At 46.2% G+C, this 18323-nt stretch carries 12 protein-coding genes; 6 read left to right on the forward strand and 6 right to left on the reverse strand.

Annotation, left to right across the window (positions count from 1 at the left end; genetic code table 11):
• Positions 1-116: 116 nt before the first annotated feature.
• Positions 117-2927 carry a M16 family metallopeptidase gene (locus tag ON006_RS20160; RefSeq protein ID WP_244823658.1) on the reverse strand — a complete coding sequence of 937 codons (2811 nt, stop codon included), beginning with the start codon at positions 2925-2927 and terminating at the stop codon, positions 117-119.
• A 198-nt stretch (positions 2928-3125) separates the two neighbouring features.
• On the opposite strand from ON006_RS20160, the gene ON006_RS20165 reads away from it, so the two are divergent.
• Entirely contained in the window at positions 3126-3536 is a 411-nt protein-coding gene (locus ON006_RS20165) for a hypothetical protein (RefSeq protein ID WP_244823659.1), read from the forward strand.
• Between the two features lie 29 nt (positions 3537-3565).
• Positions 3566-4093: an acyl-CoA thioesterase gene (locus ON006_RS20170; RefSeq protein WP_244823660.1), complete on the forward strand. Its 528-nt coding sequence runs from the start codon at positions 3566-3568 to the stop codon at positions 4091-4093.
• On the opposite strand, the gene ON006_RS20175 is transcribed toward ON006_RS20170, so the two are convergent.
• Positions 4083-8684, reverse strand: coding sequence for a translocation/assembly module TamB domain-containing protein (locus tag ON006_RS20175; protein WP_244823661.1), 4602 nt, complete (start codon positions 8682-8684; stop codon positions 4083-4085). The two genes, ON006_RS20170 and ON006_RS20175, sit on opposite strands and share 11 nt — an antisense overlap.
• A gap of 68 nt (positions 8685-8752) precedes the next feature.
• Between ON006_RS20175 and tsaD the strand changes: the two genes are divergently transcribed.
• The 4 genes from tsaD (at position 8753) to ON006_RS20195 (ending at position 13544) form a co-directional block, all read left to right on the forward strand.
• The gene (gene tsaD / locus ON006_RS20180) at positions 8753-9751 is read left to right on the forward strand and encodes a tRNA (adenosine(37)-N6)-threonylcarbamoyltransferase complex transferase subunit TsaD (RefSeq protein WP_244823662.1); all 999 of its coding nucleotides are present in this window, start codon (positions 8753-8755) and stop codon (positions 9749-9751) included.
• Between the two features lie 69 nt (positions 9752-9820).
• Entirely contained in the window at positions 9821-11419 is a 1599-nt protein-coding gene (locus tag ON006_RS20185) for a T9SS type A sorting domain-containing protein (RefSeq protein ID WP_267609891.1), read from the forward strand.
• Positions 11416-12735 (forward strand): IPT/TIG domain-containing protein, encoded by a 1320-nt coding sequence (locus tag ON006_RS20190; RefSeq protein WP_244823664.1) that lies wholly within the window; start codon positions 11416-11418, stop codon positions 12733-12735. The genes ON006_RS20185 and ON006_RS20190 overlap by 4 nt, the downstream gene beginning before the upstream one ends.
• Before the next feature lie 14 nt (positions 12736-12749).
• Positions 12750-13544: an MOSC domain-containing protein gene (locus ON006_RS20195; RefSeq protein ID WP_244823665.1), complete on the forward strand. Its 795-nt coding sequence runs from the start codon at positions 12750-12752 to the stop codon at positions 13542-13544.
• 64 nt (positions 13545-13608) lie between these two features.
• On the opposite strand, the gene lpxA is transcribed toward ON006_RS20195, so the two are convergent.
• The 4 genes from lpxA to ON006_RS20215 form a co-directional block, all read right to left on the reverse strand.
• Entirely contained in the window at positions 13609-14421 is an 813-nt protein-coding gene (gene lpxA / locus ON006_RS20200; RefSeq protein ID WP_244823666.1) for an acyl-ACP--UDP-N-acetylglucosamine O-acyltransferase, read from the reverse strand.
• On the reverse strand, positions 14418-15809 hold the full coding sequence (locus ON006_RS20205; protein WP_244823667.1) for a bifunctional UDP-3-O-[3-hydroxymyristoyl] N-acetylglucosamine deacetylase/3-hydroxyacyl-ACP dehydratase: 1392 nt from the start codon (positions 15807-15809) through the stop codon (positions 14418-14420). Before ON006_RS20205 ends, lpxA begins: the two co-directional genes overlap by 4 nt.
• Positions 15810-15856: 47 nt before the next feature.
• Entirely contained in the window at positions 15857-16906 is a 1050-nt protein-coding gene (gene lpxD / locus ON006_RS20210) for a UDP-3-O-(3-hydroxymyristoyl)glucosamine N-acyltransferase (protein WP_244823668.1), read from the reverse strand.
• An 82-nt stretch (positions 16907-16988) separates the two neighbouring features.
• Positions 16989-18221, reverse strand: a complete 1233-nt coding sequence (locus tag ON006_RS20215; RefSeq protein ID WP_244823669.1) for an HD domain-containing protein — start codon at positions 18219-18221, stop codon at positions 16989-16991.
• Positions 18222-18323 lie beyond the last annotated feature (102 nt).

Genomic DNA, 18323 nt, shown 5'->3' on the forward strand with positions numbered 1-18323 from the left:
TTGCTGTGATAGAGATTTCCATTTTGAATACTCGGCAAAGATAAAGATGTACTACGTTTAAAAGCAGAAAACCGGCCTGCAATTTGCATCCGGTTTTCTGTTAGTTTAATTCTTACTTACTTTTTCTCGCTTCCGCCCAATGGTGCAGGAGCACCGGCAGCAGGAGCGCCTTTTTTAGCTTTGGCAAAATCCCCGGCCTTCACGATCACCAGCTTGTTGTAATCAATGTATTTGTTGAATGCAGCTTTAATCTGTTCCGGCGTCAGCGACTCGATTTTTTTCTCAAAATCTGCATCCCATTGCATAGTACGGTTCAGGTAAAGATTGTTCGTCAATGTAGTGGCCAGGGAAGCATCCTGAGATCTTGCAACCTGTCGCGACTGCAGGTATCCCGATTTAGCAGCCGCTAATTCTTCGGCCGTAAATCCTTCCTTCAGTGCTTTGTCAATCTCCTCTTTAAATGCTGCTTCCAGTTTTTCTGCATTTTGTGGTGCATAAATAGCGTATGACATGAATGTGCCGTTTTTATCCAGCGAGCTCGCCGAGAACTGAGAACCTACGCCGTAGCTCAATCCTTCTTTCTGACGGATCCTGGTCGCCAACCGCGAGTTCAGGAACCCTCCGCCGAGCATATAGTTGCCCATGATCAGCGCAGGATAATCTGGATCAGTGTCCTGCAATGGCATCCCCAGGCCTGCTACAAACATTGCATTAGCCTTGTCAGGTGTCTCAAGCGATTTATTCTCCGCTTTCACAGGCTGGTATGGCGACGCAATTCTCGTGAATGGCTTAGCGCTTTTCCAGGTACCAAATTCGTCATTCAGTAATTTCTGAATTTGCGCTTTGTCAAAATCTCCTACGACTGTCGCCGACGCATTGTTCGCTCCATAAAAATCTTTATGGAACTCCTTGATCTGCGCAATGGTAGTAGCCTTTATATTCTCCACATCTTCATCGAATGTTCCCACATAACGGATGTCGCTCTTTGGATATGGCGTAACCATACGACGGTACTGGTTGAAAGCAATAGCCTGTGGTTCACTTCTCTGCGACTCAATTCCCGCCAATTCCTCCTGTTTCAGTTTTTCAAATTCATTTTCATCAAATGAAGGTGTCTTCAATACTTCTGCGACAAGCTTTACAACGGCAGGAAGGTTTTCTTTGGTCGTTTCAATGTTCGCACCGGCCGTATTATTGGCCCCGAAGAAACTAACCCTTGCTTTCAGTTTGTCGAACTCATCTTTCAGCTGCTGACGGGTCTTGGTCTTAGTACCTTTATCCAGCATGGAGCCTGTCAGGTCCGAGATAATCGCTTTATTCATGAGGCTTTTCTCGTCGCCGTACCGCAATGTGATTTTCGCAGCTACCACATTACCTCTGGTTGTTTTGGGCAACAATGCAGTTTCAATTGAATTCGCTTTTTCAATGCGCGTAGTGCGGCTTTCCACATTCAGCGGCGACGGATCAAATGCCTCTCCTTCCGCTACCACCGCTTCTCCCTTGTAATTTTTCACGAGGTCTTCTATCTTCGGCGCCTCCGGGATCTCAGCCCGCACCGGATTTGGATCCGGAACGAATGTTCCTAATGTCCGGTTTGATGGTTTGAAGTAATGCTGGCCAACTTTGTAAACGTCGTCCACGGTCACTTTGCGAATGTTGTCACGGAAAAGGAAAGCCAGGCGCCAGTCACCTGTCGCGATCGCTTCGCTGATACTTAGTCCCACGCGCTCCGCGTTACGGAATTCCAGGTCCCAGTTTTTCAGGATCGTTGTTTTGGCCCTTTCTACATCTTCCGCTGATGGTTTCAGGATTGCTACCGAGTCAAGCGTGGCTACAAAAGCCTTTTTTGCCTCATCCAATGACTTTTCTTTCAATACCTCCGCCGCGAACAATACAAAACCAGGGTCGTATAATTGGAAGCTGGCCCCGAACTGCGAAGAAGCCTTTTTGGTATTGACCATATTTTTGTACAACCGACCATTCGGTTCCGCCGTCAGTAACTCAGTAAGAACCTCCATTGCCGGATATTCCGCATGTGAGCCGGGCATAATGTGGTACAGGCCTATCAGCATTTGTACGTCACCTGTCCTTTTCAATTCTACAAAACGCTCTCCGTCCTGCGTTGGCTCTACAGTGTAGGACTTAGGCAGCACACGGGTAGGTTTGGGTATTTTACCAAAGTATTCATTGATCATTGCCAGCACTTTAGGCTCATCAATTTTCCCTGCCACTGTCAAAACAGCATTATCGGGCTGATAGAATTTTTTATAAAAAGCCTGTAAATTATCAATAGGTACCCTTTCAATGTCAGACCGGTTTCCAATGGTGGACTTCCCGTAATTATGCCAAAGAAATGCGCCAGAAATCACACGCTCCATCAGTACCCGGAAAGGGCTGTTCTCTCCCGATTCAAACTCATTACGTACCACACTGAACTCACTATCGAGGTCTTTCTTTGCAATAAACGAGTTGATCATCCTGTCGGATTCCAGGTCAAGTGCCCATTTCAGGTTCTCGTCAGTTGCAGAAAAAGTCTCAAAATAATTGGTACGGTCATACCAGGTGGTGCCGTTCGGCCGCGTGCCGTGCGATGTCAGCTCCTGAGGAATATTGGGGTGCTTTGGCGTCCCTTTAAAAACCATATGTTCCAATAAATGGGCCATACCCGTTTCGCCGTAACCTTCATGACGTGAACCTACCAGGTAAGTCATATTCACGGTAATCGTAGGTTTGGAAGGGTCGGGAAACATCAGCACTTTTAAGCCATTTTCCAGATTATACTCCGTAATCCCCTCCACCGAAGTTACCTTCGTCACACCTTTGGGCAAGTCCTGGGCAAACACCGGAACTGTTAACACGGAAGTTAGCAGCAATCCAAAAATGTTCGCGCTCCGAAACAAATTGGTTCTTTTAGATTTCATGACCATACTAAAATGCATTAGTTTAGATTTATAACCCTTGAAAATAATGTAGATTATCAAATGAAGCAATGACTTAGGGACAAATGGTAAAATAAAAGTAATTGCAACATTTTGTGTACCTTTTCAGGTATAGGTTTTGCAGCAGTCAGGTATATTTCAGCAATACGCAGGAATTCTTGACGACGATTCGCAGTTTTAGTAAATATGACACCCGTTAAAGCAATGACTTTCAGTAAAAACACAGGCGCTTTTGCCGCCATCCTCCTGATCTGTATGCTTCTTGGCTGTGCCGGAGGCATCCCGATCTCCACAAGCACCAAATACCCCATTGAACTGCTTTACGACAACCAGCCATTGGAACGCCCCTATTCTGAAATCGGATTGGTGGAAATTAGCAGCGAGGATTCTCTTACTGCCCGCCAGACGCAGGATAAAAGAATGATGTACCGTGGGAATGATGCTAAAACAAAAGAACTTTTAACCGCCCGGTTGGTAATAAAAGCGCAAAAGATAGGCGCAGACGCTATTATTAATGTCAAATACAAGTACTACACCAGCGTCAAAAGTGAGGGATATATGTTGAGCGGGCTGGCGGTGAGATACCGGGGAGAGTAACACTTCTAACAAACAAAAATTAAAAAACCATGCTTTTTACTGCTGACCTATCTGACATGCCGGTTGAGGCCGAGTCGCGGGTTATTATCCGGTTCCAGGATTGCGATCCATTGATGCATTTAAATAATTCAAAATATTTCGAATACTTTTTCAATGCCCGGGAGGATCAGGTTTCTAAGCTTTATGGTTTCAGTTTTGAAGCAATGTTCCGTGAGCTGCGCACCAGCTGGGTTGTGTACCAGCACCAGATCGCATACGTACGCCCGGCGCTTATCAGCGAATGGGTAAGGATCACTTCCAGGGTGATCTATTACAATGAAGATACGATGGTGACCGAATATTTCATGACCAATGATCACCGGAATGAATTGAAAACCATGCTTTGGACAACTTCAAAGCACATTAGCATTACTACCGGCAAGCGCGTTCCCCATCCGAAGGAAGTGATGGATTATCTGGCCGCAACTTGCGTACCTAACATTGAATTTCCTAATCTGCAATTCAATGACCGCATTCATACCATTAAGCATGGGCTGTCTGAAGGTACTAACGTGTAGATTGCTTTTCTGAGAGTAGTTTTTTGCCACTCGTCGTATCCTGGCGGGTGGAGTCAACCGGGATAAGGTACGGGATTTTCACGACTGGTTTTGGCATTGGCGTAAACCGGTTGAAACTGTGGGTAAACTGCATACTCACACCGCCAGTAGTAAAAGTGCTGGGATATAACCCATTCTGGATGTTACGGTTATAAGCCTTGACCCTCACTGAACCATTGGGATTGAGCCAATACTCGAGCGTCCATTCCCCGAGAAGACTTGCGGCATCGTACTGCGTAGCGCCAGTCTGGCTTTGTGTGCCGGACGTGAAACGTCCATCCCTGGTCACCCGGAAACGGTCATTCAGAAAACGGTATGAGAACCTGAGCTGCAAGTTGTTCAATGCATTCTGATCCAGAGAAAGACCGGACACACCTACTTCCAGATTTTCATTGATCCCCGAAGCCCACCGGCTGATCTGGTTCGAAACCAGTTCGCTGATACTGCTGCCCAGGAAATTCTGGCTTCCTACCGTCGCCAAACTGGTCTCGGGGAGTAATTGATTCACGACGAGCAAACTGCTCACCTGGCGGCTCAGCTCCTGCTCATCCGATTTCAGTTTGTTCTGAAAAGCCTCCAGCTGACCACGGTATGCACTCAATGAAGGATTATCCAGAATTTTAAGATCATAGCGTATCAGCGGCGACATCAGCCGCTCGGACAGCCCTATCGTCACTTCCACAGGATATCTCCGCGACAATGCGTCCCCGCCAGCGCTACCAAGATTACTGGTGTTCGGCAACACGCCGGCCAGCGATACCATTTGTGTATACCCTGCTTTCACGTCCAGCTGCGCACCGTAAGGATCGCCGGACCAAACGATGCGACTGCCGGGTTTAATGTTGAATTTCTTGTTAATGATATTTTGAAGGGTAAAATTGTACTCCCCTCTTTCAATTTCGTAGGTACCGGCCATCGTGAAATCGCCTTTGGTATCAATGTTGAGGTTCAAACGCCCGCTTCCGTTTCCTCTGATAATGTCGCCAGTTTGTCTATCGAAAATAATTTCACAAGTCGCGTCCGGCGTCAGGTTGAAATTGAAATCCATTTTGATGCTGCTCGCCAGCTGGCTGCGGTTCAGTGAATCCGTTGAACTCATAGTCGTGCTATCGACCGGCGCCATTTTACTCACAAACTGAATGTAATCCTGCGTCGCAACCTCAGTCGCTCCATCCAGGGGAATATGAATCCTCGTGCCTTTGTTACTGGTTACATTGGCTTCGATGTTAAGATTATCAATCGGTCCGAAAACAGCGACAGGCCCGGTAACATAAGCCGTACCGTAAAAGGTAGTATTGTCTCTTGCCGTGGTATTCAGGATTTTAAAATTGTGCAGGTCCGCATTGAAACCCAGCGAAAAGTATTTGAAGCCATCATGAAAAACACCTCCTCGCACCGTTGCTGTATTACCATCAGCATCAGTCACCAGGATATTGTTCGCAGTAATTTCACTTTCCGTAAAATTGACCCTGTCGCTGAATGTGAATACAGATTGCAGATAATCGAATTTCATCCTTCCTTTCTCCACCATTAATGACCCTTCCAGCACCGGCGCGTTCACCACACCTTTGATGAGCACCGTACCCTGCGCAGTTCCGCCGACGTCAGAAATCAGCCCCTCTGCAAATGGTTCGAGTGCTTTGAAATCCATCTGATTAAAAATCGCGCGAAGGTTCAAAGTATTTGTTTTCAGTTTCGGACGATAGGATCCCGTCAGATTAAAGACGCGCCTGGCATTTTTGTTAAGCTGGGCGTCAATTTCAAGCTCACTGGTAACCTGGTCCCAGTCTCCGGTCCCCGACAGGTTTCCAAACTCATACTTGCCGTAGCCTAAGCTTTCTATATTGAAATTCGCATCCAGTACCACACTTTTATAAATGTCCTTCATCTTTGCTGAGCCATCCATAATACCGGCCAGCTTCGTGTTTAGTACCGGGTTAAGGCTACCCAATTTAAAATTCCTGATATCCAGCAACAAGCTCTTATCCGGGTCATCCGAAGCCATACCACTCAGGAAAATACGCTGCTTTCCACTGACCAGCCCCACATTCGACATGGTAATGTTCTTGCCGACAATAGATATCAGGCTTTCGGACGGCACGTTCCATTCCTCGTCCAGCAAATTCAGTTTTGAGTTTTTAAAGCCAATGTCCAGCCCGGCAGGCAAGAACCGGATCTCTCCTGCCAGGTTCGCCATATTAGTACTTTTGACCTGATGCACAGCACCGTTAAAATCAATGTGGTCCACGTCCCACGTACCTTCCAATTCGAGTTTTTCAGTCGGTACCAGCACACTCATTTGCTGCTGATCAGAAGTGACCAATATCGACGCCAGTACTTCGGCACTGTTGACAAATTTTGAAGTCGTCACATCCACCTCAGAGTTGACAAACTGATTGGTACCATAGCGCACCGTGTCGGAAATCGCATTTAAAGTCAAAAATGCGGTATTGTCCATTTTAAAAACACCCTCAGCGCGGGCGCCTCTGGACACGTAAATATCCGGGCTCAGGAACGCGAGAAATCGGGACAGATTCCTCGTCTGAACTTCATAGTCAATCTGATATCGGTTTTGAATCGACTGTATCGGCTTTTTGGCATAATACTCAGTACGGTTCGCAGCATTCTCGAAGAAATACAGCTTATACTCTTCCAGTACGCGACTGACATCTTTCCAGGTTTGGGTCGGGAGAAAGTTACCTTCCAACTTTGCGGACAAAAACTCACTTTCAAGATGCAGACTACGCCTGTCCAGCTGCTGCCTTGACGAAAACACCAGCGTATCAATGACCAGGTTACGTTCTTTATTAGTCATCAACAGGTAGGTATTCAACAACTTGGCATCGCCCGTCAGCTCATCGACCGTGTTTCCGGTCACATTCACATTCAATTGGGTCCGCAGTGTGATCTGGTCTTCGGTATAGCCAAGCTCTTTCAAGTTTGCCTTTTCAATGACCCCCTGAAGATCAAATGAATTTTTAGGCTTGGAAAGGTCAAATTCTCCTTCCAGATCTACCACAAAATTGCTGTCCCTCGTGCTAACATGCCCATTGAAATACTGATTTTGTAAATTGCCTTTCAGCCGGATATTACGATAATCGTAGTGTCGGAAACCTATTTTACCAACCAGCGCATTCAAATCAGTGGAAGCATATTGGAGCTCTAAACCCTTCCCGTATATTTTTCCGTCAAAATCAAGCTGTTGCCATGTTTCTTCATTATCAATAAGCTTACCCAGTTCAAATGCAGATGTTTTGACCTCGCCGGAATAGGTTGTCGTTTTCTGGTCCGCGATATGAAAAACAAGGTCGCCAGCCAGCTCTCCCAGCGCCGAAGACGCGGAAGCATTCACAGCAAAATCCTCCAACGTTCCCTTGAATGTACCATCCAGCAATGTCAGCCCGAATTTTTGCATGGTCGGATGCATGTCCCATTCAGGATAGTATTGAACAATGTCGGCCGGATCGACCCTGGACAATGATAGACTGATATCCATTTGAACGCCTTCAATGGTCGGCAAGCCTTTGAAACCAATATTTCCAACCAGCCTGCTTCCTTTTCCAAAATGCAGGTCCGTATTGGAAAGCATAAAATCGTCCACCTTACCATTAAAATCACCCGAAATCCGCCAGGTTTCATGCAGCCTGTCGACATAGCCGGAGAATAACCCAAGATCCCTCGAATCCACATGACTACCGACCAAATGTCCTTTCATCCGGATCTTATGGTTAAAATCACCCAGCTCGCCGGAACGGTTGTAATAGAAAATGACTTCGTCTTTCAGGTGGGAATTCCCGATCCTGGCGTCCAGTTCTTTCAGCTCCATCTTTTTTTGACAGAACAAAAACCGGGTATCCAGGTCGTGCATGTTCAGGCCTGTTTGCTTATCTACCGTTTTCAGGTTTTTGGCTAAAAAAGAAATGGTATCTCCCTGAACCAGGAAATTTTTCAGATCGCCATACAGCTTGTTCAGTTCAAAATGGGAATAGTCGAAAACCCTGGCACCTTTGTCTCTTGCCCGACGCGGATCATCGTACCGGAATGTGCCGTCAATGACTTTTGATTTCCCAATGATAAACGGCGTATTGTTTTCAGGCGCATTGGCCGGTCGGGGAATTGTGGGCCTGGTAAGCTCGTTGATCTTTTCAATAAAACCATCGATGTTCAGCGATCCGGACTCGGGAATGACCACCAGGTGTACATTAGGCTGGAAAATATTTACTTCGTCGAGGTATATTTCCTTTGAAGAATTCTCAATGATGTTGTTGACATTCAAATTCACATCGATCCTGCCAACGTCGATCATGTCTTTTCTGCTGGTATCCTTCACGGAAATTCCTTCCAACGAAACGACATCGAACCACTTGATATTGACTTTTTGAATGGTAATGGGATAACCCAGCTTTCCTGAAATGTTGCTGGTAGCGAGGCGGACGGCCCAGGTCTGGACTGAAGGAAGTTGCAGCGCAATGGTGGCGATCCCAAGCGCAAGCAGCGCGAAGATAATAACCACAATCAGACCATTGCCAAACGCCTTCAGGAATTTTAACATATATAGCTTCGCAGCGGGATACTGCTTATCTTATTGTTAATGCTTAATTTTGCGAATATTTCATCAATATGAACATTCTCGCCATTGAATCGTCTTGCGACGAAACCTCCGCAGCCGTAATAACTAACGGGAAAATCCGCTCCAATGTTGTTGCTACGCAGCTCATTCACACACAATACGGCGGTGTTGTCCCTGAACTTGCCTCGCGGGCTCATCAACAACATATTCTGCCGGTAGTAGATAAAGCATTGAATGATGCAAAAGTAACAAAAAAAGACCTGGAAGCCATTGCTTTTACCAAAGGACCGGGTTTATTGGGCGCTTTGCTGGTTGGCACGTCGTTTGCAAAGTCCATGGCGCTGGGGCTCGACATCCCTTTAATCGAGATCAATCACATGCAGGCCCACGTGCTTGCGCACTTCATCGACGATCCCAAGCCTGCGTTTCCATTCCTTTGTCTGACCGTAAGCGGCGGACACACACAGATCGTGAAAGTGACCAGCCCACTGGAAATGGAGATCATCGGCGAAACGAGGGATGACGCGGTGGGAGAAGCGTTTGATAAAACGGCGAAGCTCATGGACTTACCCTACCCCGGCGGACCATTGATCGATAAATATGCAGCTCTGGGCAACCCTTCCGCTTATCCTTTTCCGCTGCCTGAGATGCCCGGACTTGATTTTTCTTTCAGTGGTATCAAAACTTCGTTTATGTATTTTTTACAAAAACAGGTGAGGGAAAACCCGGATTTTATCGCTCAGAATAAGGAGGACATTTGTGCCAGCATTCAATACACTTTGGTTGATATTTTGTTAAAAAAACTCAAAAAAGCATCCAGAGAAACCGGTATCAAAGAAATTGCAATCGCAGGCGGTGTTTCCGCTAACTCAGGATTACGCAAATCAATTATAGAATTAGGCGAAAAACTGGATTGGAAAGTGTACATTCCTGCCTTTGAATATTGCACAGACAATGCTGCAATGATCGCCATTGCAGCACATTACAAATTTTTAGCAAACGATTTTTGTGATCAAACCGTAAGTCCGCTGGCCAGAATGGAATTTTAAAAGGTATTCACAATATTACCGCCGCGCATGAAGCACTTCCTCCTCTGTTTAATTTGTACATTGTTATTGATGACAACAGGTGAAGCTTGCCGCAGTCAAACGCCGAAAGTTTTGCGCAACGATGTGACCATCCGTCCGGTTGTCAAAATTGAAAATACCGATACCCAGACAAGAATTGTTTACGACCCGTCCGACAAATCTTTTTACACCATCGCCTGGAATGGTGAATTGTACCATTTGAAGCCAGAAGTTTCCGGAAGTTATTCCATTCAGCGGCTTGCTACTGCGGAAGATCATGCCATTAACTATTTGCAGGGCCTTGCATTGCACGAGGGTAGCCTCTACCTGCTGGGCAATGTCGTGCTCAAACAAGGAGTTTCGGGTTACGGCAAGGCTGTAAAGGCAAAAATAACAGCTGATCACAAGCTTATATGGACAGAAATTTTCAGGACCGCTGAGCATGCTTCTTCCAAAACATTGTATGATCACGCATTCAGCGCCATTTGTTTTTCGCCCGATGGGAAGGATATTTTCATCGCCAGCGGCTCCCGGACAGACCACGGCGAAGTGAAGGACAATGATGGTCTTTACCCCAATCTTCGTGAGATAGCGCTCACCAGCGCCATTTTCAAAATTCCTGCATCTACTGAAAATCTTATTTTACCAAATGACTCCTCTGCGCTGGCGCCCTACATTTATGTGAGAGGCGTAAGAAATGCATTCAGTCTGGCTTTTGCTGCGAACGGTGATCTTTTTAGTGTAGAAAATTCCGGTGACCGCGACGATCCTGAGGAAATGAACTGGATCAGGCCGGGAGCACATTACGGCTTTCCCTGGGAAATGGGTGGTAACGATACGCCTATGCAATTTGCCGGGTACAAGCAGGATGATGACAAACTACTTAACCATGCTTACACCGGCTACCAGATCGGAGCCTTTTACGATGACAGCAAATATCCTCCGAAGCCAAAGAACCTGACTTTTCGCAAGCCCATTCAAAATGCCGGGCCCGATGCCGACATGTACAGAGACGCGGTGACTGGAAAGATCATGGACGCCAGTGAGAACGGAAAAACGATCAGTACTTTTACAGCACATCGTTCTCCATTGGGGCTTGTATTTGACACGAAAGAAGGTTTGGGAGGAGAATATAAAGGAAAAGGTTTTGTATTAAACTTTCAGGAAGGAACCGCATCCTACGGCCCTATGCAAGATTCAGGTCGTGACCTGCTCATGCTGGATTTGAAAAAGAATGCAGCCGGGGATGACTACACTCTCCATGCCCATCGTATCGCGATGGATTTCTGGGAGCCAACGGACGCGAAAATTGTCGATAGCAAGCTCTATGTCCTGGAAGGAAGAGGTCAGATCTGGGAGCTTACATTCCCCAAAGAGATTGTCACTTCAACCCAAATCTCACAGCCCGGTTCATTAAAGGCCTATCCTAATCCAAGCCAAAGCAAAATGCAGATTGAAGTTCCAGCGCAGCAACAAGCAGTGGTTATTTCGGTATTGGATATAGCCGGCAAGTTGTTGATCAAAGAAGAGCGAAAGGCGAAAGACGGAAAAACAGAGCTGGACATTTCGACCTTGAAAAGTGGTATCTATATGCTCAAAGTGGAGTCTCAGTCGTTACATTTAGCAACCAAATTTCTGGTAAATCCATGAGGACCAGTATCATTTTTACATTGATTCTCGCGATATCTGCTTCCTGGCTGGCATGTAGCAGCGACAATCCTGTGAAAACTCCCGACCCAATCGCGGAACTGCAAGGATTCAGCCCATTAAGTGGCGGCAAAGGAACATTGATAAAGATTCAGGGTAAAAACTTTGGCACGGTCGTGTCAGATATTTCTGTTAAAATCAATGGCCTTTCTGCCACCATTCAATCTGTCAGGGACAGCGAGATAGCAGCTGTTGTTCCCGACAAATGCGGCCTGGGAGCGATAGATTTAACGGTAAAAGGAAAAGCATTTACGTCCGCTGAGAAATTTCGTTACCAGTATGTTGCGACCACCAGCTTCTTCGCTGGCGGCACAAAAGGATACGCTGACGGCGCTCCCCAAACGGTTAAATTTGAGGGGCCTTACAACATTGTTTACGACAAGGGACTTCTGTATGTCGCCGATCTGGGCAATTGCATGGTCCGTAAAATAGAAGCTGACGGAACCACTTCAACCATTGTAGGTACCCCGCATTCCGGTTTCAAAGACGGCAAAGGTGACCAGGCACTTATGAAATTTCCAATCGGCGTGGACGTTGGCCCGGACGGTATCATATATGTGGCAGACCATCAAAATAACGCAATCAGAAAAATAGCGACCGATGGCACTTTAACTACCATCACGGGCAGTCCTGAACGTGAAGGGCTTTTAGATGGAGACCTGGCAACTGCACAGTTTAAGAGACCCTATGGTGTAAAAATTGACAAATCAGGCACATTATGGGTTTGCGACACAGAAAATGGGGTGATAAGAAAAATCTCCGCGAACGGGCAGGTGACCACTTTTGCGGGAAGCACCCCGGGACATGCCGATGGGAAACTTCGGGAGGCCAAATTTTACTTTCCGGCACACCTGACTTTTGATGAAACAGGCAATGCTTTTGTAGCGGATAAGCATAATCATTGCATTCGCCGGATATCACCGGACGGAATGGTAACTACTTTTGCAGGAACACCGGGCAAGGCTGGATTTATGGACGGAAAGGCTACCGAAGCTATGTTCAATCAACCGAGTAATGTCCAGATTGACAAGCTTGGAAACTTGTATGTGACGGATCTGTACAACCATTGTATCCGGCTCGTCTATCCTGACGGCATGGTCACGACACTAGCAGGCCAGCCGACTGTACCTGGTTATGTGGAGGGAACAGGTAATGTGGCCAGGTTTTGGCATCCGCAGGGCAGTACGCTTGATAAGGATGAAAATCTGTTTGTTACCGATTCCTTCAATAACCGTATCCGTAAACTAACTATTGAGTAAAAAAACGTTTCAAAATGATATTGTCAGAAATATGGGTTTATCCGGTAAAGTCGCTTGGCGGAATCCGGTTAGCCGAGGCCAAAACCGAAGAACGCGGCTTGCAATACGACCGTCGCTGGATGATCATCGACGAAAACGATGTTTTCATTACCCAACGTGTTTTTACCAAAATGGCGCTGATCGACGTTGAGCTGCTTTCTGACGGACTGAGAATTTCCTACCGGCCCGAACCGAAAAACCCAGTCATAGTACCCTATAAACCAGTGTCTTCGAAACCCGTGACCGTTACAGTCTGGGACGATGTGGTGGAAGCAGTTACAGTTTGTGAAGAGGCCGACGCGTGGCTCAGCAGCACATTAAATCAAAATTTGCGGTTGGTGATGATGCCGGATAGTTCATTCCGAAAGGCTGATACAAAATATGCCAAACATGAGGAGAATGTTAGTTTCGCCGATGCATTCCCCTACCTGATCATTTCCCAGGCATCGCTGGATGATCTCAATTCCCGACTAGCGGAACCTATTTCCATGAGGCGTTTCAGGCCGAATTTCGTTGTTACCGGAACCGAAGCTTTTGCAGAAGATCAATGGAAAAACGTCATGATCGGTGATCTGAATTTTGAGATAGTAAAGCCGTGCGCGCGTTGTGTTTTGACTACCATCAATCCTGAAACAGCTGAAAAAGGGTCTGAGCCTCTGAAAACCCTGGCTTCATACAGAAGGGTCAATAACAAGGTCATGTTTGGTCAGAATATGGTTGTAAAGGACATTGGCACTATTAAGGAAGGCGACCAGCTGGTTGTTTACTGAGACATTGCAAACGAAAAAAGCTCCAAATTTTGGAGCTTTTTTCGTTTATCAGATATTTTTCAGATCAGGGCTGAGCCTCTGTATCGGTAGTACCATTGGTCTGGAATGGGCTTTTCATAATTCCTCTTTCCGAGTTACGGATGAAGTTAATGATCTCATCCCTTTCATTGGACGGAGGCAATTCCAGTTCTATTTTTTGAAGAGCCTCAGCATTGTTCAGCCCTTTCATGTAGATGTAGCGGTAAACGTTCTGGATATCAACAATTTTCTCATTGCTATAACCCCTGCGTCTTAGTCCAACCGAATTGATACCTACGTAAGAAATAGGCTCACGTGCGGCTTTCGTAAACGGCGGCACGTCTTTGCGCACCAAAGAAGCTCCTGATACAAATGAATGCGGCCCGATTTTAACAAACTGATGCACAGCACTTAATGCACTCACAATCGCCCAGTCGCCAACGTGAACGTGGCCGGCCATCTGCACATTGTTTCCAATGATGCAATTGTTTCCAACCCGGCAGTCGTGCGCTACGTGGGCGTATGCCATGATCAGGCAGTCGGAACCAACCACTGTTTTCCAATGCTCTTCCGTTCCCCGGCTGATGGTCGCGTACTCACGGATCGTGGTATTGTCACCAATGATCGTGAGCGTATACTCGTTGTTATATTTTAAATCCTGCGGGGTCGCTGAAATAACGACACCAGGAAATATCCGGCAGTTTTTGCCAATGCGTGCACCTGAATTGATAACAGCGTGTGATCCAATCCAAGTCCCTTCACCGATTTCTACGTCGGAGTGGATCATTGCGAATGGTTCGATTTCCACATTCTGAGCGATCTTAGCGTCAGGATGGATATATGCTAATGATTGAGTCATTTTTTCTTTACCAGGCTTGCTATCATGTCCGCTTCACACACCAATTGTCCGGCCACATACCCCCGGCCACTCATTTTGACGATCCCCCTTTTCATCGGGGAGGTGAACTCGCATTTGAAAATAACTGTGTCTCCGGGGAAAACATTGCGCCGGAAGCGGCAGGCATCAATACCGATCAGGTAAGGCCAGTAATTATCCGGGTCAGGTACACTTGTCAGAACCAGGATACCGCCCGTCTGCGCCATTGCTTCCAATTGCAGGACGCCGGGCATTACAGGATTTCCGGGAAAGTGGCCCAGGAAAAACTGTTCGTTGATAGTCACATTCTTCACCCCTACTACGCTATTTTCGTCCAATGCAATGATCTTGTCGATCATTTGGAAAGGATAACGGTGGGCTAGTAACTGTCCGATCTGGTTAATGTCAAAAACTGGGGCTTTGTTAGGATCGTATTGTGGAATATCTCCTTTGCCCGACTTGATTAGCTTCTTGATTTTTTTCGCAAGCGCTACATTAGCTGCGTGCCCGGGCCTCGCTGCCAGGATCTGCGCTTTGATGGGACGACCTACCAGTGCAAGGTCCCCGATCAGATCGAGCAGCTTGTGGCGTGCCATTTCATTCGGGTAATGCAGATCAATGTTGTTCAGCACGCCTCTTGATTTATTGACACTGACTTTCGGCTTATTTAAAAGTTGTGACAAATGATCGAGTTCTCCGTCCTGCACCTCCCTGTCCACGATCACGATCGCGTTAGTCAAATCACCACCTTTGATCAGGTTTTGTCGGTACAAAGCTTCCAGCTCATGCAGAAAAACAAATGTCCGGCACTTGGCGATATCATCTTTGAACAAAGTAATGTCATTCAAAGAAGCATGCTGGCTGCTGATTACGGTAGAATTGTAATCCACCATGACTGTCAACCGGTAATCCGAGAGCGGCAATGCGGCCAGCTCGGTATCTTTTTCTTTATTGATATAATGAACATATTCCGAAACCTCAAAGTAGTTACGATATGCGTTCTGTTCTTCAATTCCGGCATCAAGCAGCGCATCTACAAAATTGATAGAGCTACCGTCCATGATTGGAGGCTCGGGGCCATCCAGCTGGATCAGTACATTATCAATCTGCAAGCCAACCAATGCTGCAAGTGTGTGCTCCACGGTGTGAATCCTGGCGCCATTCTGTTCAATGGTCGTGCCCCGTGAGAGATCTACTACATTATCAACATCTGCATCTACAATGGGTTGGTCAGGTAAATCGACACGCTGAAACTTATATCCATGATTCGCGGGCGCTGGAACAAATGTCATTGTTGCAACTACACCCGTATGTAAACCCACTCCCGTAACGGATACAGACTTAGAAATGGTTTGTTGTTTTTCGTTCATTATATATTATCCTCTTCTACTTAAAGGCGTAATGGGGTATTTTGCGGTTAATTTTCTTCCTGAAAATCGGATATTTCCCTTTTGCTTTCCAGGTCTTTCAGTCTTTCCTCAATAGCAGGAACCCTTCTAACCAGGGCCATCGAACGCAAATGTTCGGTCAAATCCCTTGCCGGCGAGCCTGAAAGCGAAAGGCCTTCTTTTTTTATTGATTTGCCAAGACCACTCTGGGCACCTATTTTGGTATTATTTGCAATCGTTATATGTCCGGTAATCCCAACCTGACCTGCTATAATGCATTGTTCACCTACCGTCGTTGAGCCCGACACTCCTGACTGCGCTGCAATAACGGTATTTTTTCCAATCTCTACATTATGTGCAATCTGTACAAGATTATCAATCTTCACACCTTTCCGGATAATGGTGGAACCCATCGTAGCGCAATCAATGGTTGAATTAGACCCAATGCTCACATCGTCCTCTATCACCACATTACCCAGTTGTGGAATGGTTTTATAAGTTCCGTCAGCCTGTGGGGCAAAGCCGAAACCGTCACCTCCGATCACCGTGTTCGCAAAAATAGTACAGTTTTTACCAATGACCGTATTATCATAAATCCTTACACCCGGGTGGATTACAGAATAATCGCCGATGGTGATATTGTCTCCAAGATATGTATTAGGATAAATTTTAACGCTTTCGCCGATGGAGCAGTTCTTTCCAATATATGAGAATGCTCCGCGATAACAATGCTGCCCTACCTGGCTGTTTTCACCGATAAAACTCGGTTGTTCTACTCCGGTTTTTTCATTGGAAAGACGTTTCTGATACTCTTCCAGCAGAATCGTGAAGGCAGTATAGGCGTTGTTTACATATATAAGGGTGGCGGCAATTTCTTTTTTCGGGGCAAAGTCGTGATTAACAATTACTGCCGACGATTGTGTGGTATAAATAAAGGGTTCGTATTTACTATTGGCCAAAAAAGAAATACACCCCGGACGCCCTTCTTCTATTTTAGCAGCCGAATTAATTGTAATTTTTTCATCTCCAACAATAGTTCCATCAAGCATTTGAGCAATCTCGCTGACAGTAAATTTCATATTTTTTCGGCTAATTTCGGGTAATGTAATTCGAGTAAGTAGTGCAAATTCTTAAAAAAGCTTTTTCTTGTTATGATCCTGACTAACCACGCAAAGATACATTTTTACCCCAACATACATAGTACTTGCGTACAATCTTAGTCAGTGCTTCAATGGTAGGAATGTCGGATGCATCGGCAATGTCGAGTAAGTTCCCATTCTTCATTTTTACACGGATCGGGTCCTGTTCTTTTGCATAGGCCCAATTGGTAGTCTCGCCGGTGACCATAAAATAGGATAACTGATTTTCAGCTATTCCATTGTCCAGAAGCCGATTTCTCAGCGGCGCGAGGATTTCTTCTCCCGGAGGAGCACTATAAAAGCTGATTTTGAACAAATTCCGGTTGAGCAGCATTTCACACAATGTTGAGAGAACAGGATCAGGATGCGACTTCCACCCCTTTACTGATGCCCATACGTCATTATCATCCAAACCGTTGAAGGCCCGCAACAAATCGGGTTGCGTATCGAAATCGGAGAGGGAATATTCATTTTGCAGAAACCTTGCAAAGTCAGGTGTCGCAAACAGCTTTTCTCCGGCAACGGACAGCTCACGGGCACGATGTAATATCTGGGTAAGCATCGCCTGGGCGCTCAGCAGCGTCTTATGCAGGTACACCTGCCAGTACATCAGTCTGCGCGCATGAAGAAAATTCTCAATACTTAACAGCCCTTTTTCCTCCACTACCAGCTGATCTTTACTGATATCCAGCATCTTGATCAGCCGGTCGGCACCTATCGAACCTTCAATAACGCCTGTATAGAAACTATCCCGGTTCAGGTAATCCATCCGGTCCATATCAAGCTGACTGGAAATCATCTGGTGAAAGAAGCGCCTCGGGTAAGTCCCTTCAAACATTTGAATGGCAATATCCAACCTGCCATTCATTTGCCGGTTCAGGTCCTTCATCATCACCAATGTAATGGATTCGTGCGCGACGCCGGTCAGCAAAACGCTTTCCAGAACGTGTGAAAAAGGCCCGTGGCCGAGGTCGTGCAGCAGGATAGCAGCCTGCGCCGCTTCGAGTTCCGGCTCCCAGATCATGTGCCCCTTTTCCTGCAAAGCTTTCAATGCCTGGCTCATGAGGTGCATGGCACCGAGTGCATGGTGAAAGCGGGTATGCAACGCGCCAGGGTATACTATATCCGCAAGTCCGAGTTGTTTGATCCTTCTTAACCGTTGAAAATAGGGGTGATCAACAAGGTCGTAAAGCAGATCAGAGGATATGGATATAAACCCGTAGACCGGATCGTTAATGATTTTCCTTTTATTCAAAGTCTGATTTTTTGCCAAAAGTAATAAACTACCAACGGACAAAAGAACTTATTCTTATCATTATGATTTGGAGATTTGCCGCGATTCACTAATTTTGCACTC

Origin of the sequence: Dyadobacter pollutisoli (genome assembly GCF_026625565.1) — a bacterium.
In the GTDB taxonomy this organism is placed as follows: domain Bacteria; phylum Bacteroidota; class Bacteroidia; order Cytophagales; family Spirosomataceae; genus Dyadobacter; species Dyadobacter pollutisoli.